The organism is Oleiphilus sp. HI0067 (genome assembly GCF_001635735.1).
On sequence record NZ_LWFI01001273.1, the window covers coordinates 1 to 2,781 of the forward strand.

Here is a 2,781-nt window from a genome sequence, read left to right on the forward strand (position 1 = left end):
TTTAACCATCTGACCTTCAGAAAGTACGTCAGCCACATTCTCAATACGCTCTTCAGAGATTTGAGAGATATGAACCAAGCCGTCTTTACCTGGCAAGATATTAACGAATGCACCGAAGTCTACGATACGCTCAACCTTACCTTCGTAAGTTTGGCCAACTTCTGCTTCTGCAGTAATCGCTACGATCATATTGATTGCTGCTTGCGCTGCTTCGTTGTTTTCAGCGTAAACGCGGATTGAACCGTCGTCTTCGATATCAACAGATGCACCAGTTTGCTCTGTGATTGAACGGATAGTCGCACCACCTTTACCGATTACGTCACGGATCTTGTCTGGGTGAACAGACATGTTGTGCATCGCAGGTGCTTTATCAGAAACAGACTCACGAGGGTTCTCGATGACTTTGTTCATTTCTTCAAGGATGAACAAACGAGCATCTTGAGCTTGTTTAAGCGCAATCGTCATGATCTCTTCGTTGATACCTTCGATCTTGATATCCATTTGAAGCGCTGTGATACCTTCGTCAGTACCCGCTACTTTAAAGTCCATGTCGCCTAGGTGGTCTTCGTCACCAAGGATGTCGGTCAGAACTGCGAAACCGTCGCCTTCTTTAACAAGACCCATTGCGATGCCAGCAACTGGTGCTGCAAGTGGAACACCTGCATCCATCAATGCCAAGCTTGAACCACAAACAGAAGCCATAGAACTTGAACCGTTTGATTCAGTGATTTCTGAAACAACACGTACTGCATATGGGAACTCCTCTTCGTTTGGCATAAGCGCTTGAACACCACGCTTAGCAAGACGACCGTGACCAATCTCACGACGACCTGGTGCGCCCATACGACCACACTCACCTACTGAGTAAGGAGGGAAGTTGTAGTGCAACATGAAGTGCTCTTTAGTATCGCCTTCAAGTGTGTCAACGATTTGTGCGTCACGCGTAGTACCAAGCGTAGTCGCAACGATTGCTTGCGTTTCACCACGAGTAAACAATGCAGAACCGTGTGCATTTGGAAGTACGCCAACTTCAACAGAAATTGGACGAACTGTTTCATTGTTACGACCATCGATACGCGGCTCTTTCGCAATGATACGACCACGAACGATTTGCTTCTCTAGCTTGCTGAAGTAAGCCTTAACGTCTTCTTCGCTTGCTGCGCCTTCTTCACCTGTTGCAATCGCTGCAACTGCTTGGTTACGAAGCTCGCCCAATGCGCCGTAACGCGCCATTTTGTCACTTGTGCTGTATGCAGCAGTAATGCCTTCAGCAAACTGCGTTTTGATCGCGTCTGCTAGTACAATGTTAACTTCTGGTGCTGACCATTCCCACTGCTCAGTACCAACTTCAGCTGCGAATTCTGATACAGCGTTGATCACTGTTTGCATTTCTTGGTGAGCGAATAGAACCGCACCAAGCATCTCGTCTTCAGTAAGCTCTTTTGCTTCTGACTCAACCATCAATACTGCGTCTTTCGTACCCGCTACAACCATGTCTAGTAAAGAGTCTTTTAGCTCTTCGTTAGTTGGGTTAAGTGAGTAGCCATTTTCATCAGTGAACGCAACACGTGCTGCACCGATAGGACCAGCAAAAGGAACGCCAGAAACAGCAAGCGCTGCAGACGTACCAATCATTGCTGCAATATCAGGGTCTTGCGTTTTGTTCGCAGACATAACCTGACATACAACCTGAACTTCGTTCACGAAACCATTTGGGAAAAGTGGGCGAATTGGACGGTCGATCAAACGCGAAGTTAGTGTTTCTTTCTCGCTTGGACGATTTTCACGCTTGATATAACCACCAGGAATTTTACCAACTGAGTATTGGCGCTCTTGGTAGTGAACTGAAAGCGGGAAGAAATCTTGACCTGGCTTTGCTTCTTTTGAAGCAGTCACTGCTACCAATACAGAAGTATCGTCAACCGTTACCATCACCGCACCTGCGGCTTGACGTGCAATACGACCAGTTTCTAGCGTAACGGTAGAGTTACCGTATTGAAATTGTTTAGTTACCGGATTCACATCGGCTCCTTTACTTTTAAATATAAAAAGAACGCCTCATCGATCACTACAACTAAAGCTTTATGCTCAATACTTTAGAAAAATAACGTAAACGCAAATTTTCTAAAGCACTCAGCTATAAAACTTTACTGCAAACCTATGAAGCTACCCTATTCGTGTTTTGATTTTTAATGCACTGGTGCTCGTTTTAGACACCTACAAAATCACGTACTTACAATAGATCAATCGCATAACAATAGAATTACGATTGTCTTAAAAACGAAAATACCGGAGGGCCCTAAAGCGCTCCGGTACTACAACTAAACTTGGGAGTTGGTTCTTGTAACCATTTACCCTTGTTTGTCTCGCTGCTAATTCGAGATTAGCGACGTAGACCTAGACGACCGATCAAAGAAAGGTAACGATCTGCATCTTTGCCTTTCAAGTAATCAAGAAGCTTACGACGTTGGTTAACCATGCGAATCAAACCACGACGTGAGTGGTGATCTTGCTTGTTACCTTTGAAGTGACCTTGAAGCTTGTTGATGTTATGAGTCAACAATGCAACTTGAACTTCAGGAGAACCAGTGTCGCCTTCAGATTGTTGGTAGTCTTTAAGAATTGCTGCTTTTTCTGCTGCGCTTAATGCCATGATATTTTCCTCAATATGCTTGTTTAAAAACCACTTACCGCGCATACGTACAGTAAGTCGTACATCGTTTTTCCTTTACGACACAGGCGTAAAGTTAATCAGCCGTTTTGCTTGCAGTTCCCACTGAT

At 44.8% G+C, this 2,781-nt stretch carries 2 protein-coding genes; both read right to left on the reverse strand.

The annotated features are described in order from the left end of the window. On the reverse strand, positions 1-2,022 hold a 2,022-nt coding region (pnp, locus tag A3739_RS19570; protein ID WP_068502517.1), incomplete at its 3' end, for a polyribonucleotide nucleotidyltransferase. Between the two features lie 361 nt (positions 2,023-2,383). Beyond that, positions 2,384-2,653: a 30S ribosomal protein S15 gene (gene rpsO, locus A3739_RS19575; protein WP_068478048.1), complete on the reverse strand. Its 270-nt coding sequence runs from the start codon at positions 2,651-2,653 to the stop codon at positions 2,384-2,386. Between the last annotated feature and the right edge of the window lie 128 nt (positions 2,654-2,781).

Coding starts and splice junctions, on each gene's coding strand:
- rpsO (WP_068478048.1), bottom strand. CDS start 2,653: ATGGCATTAAGCGCAGCAGAAAAAGCAGCAATTCTTAAAGACTACCAA.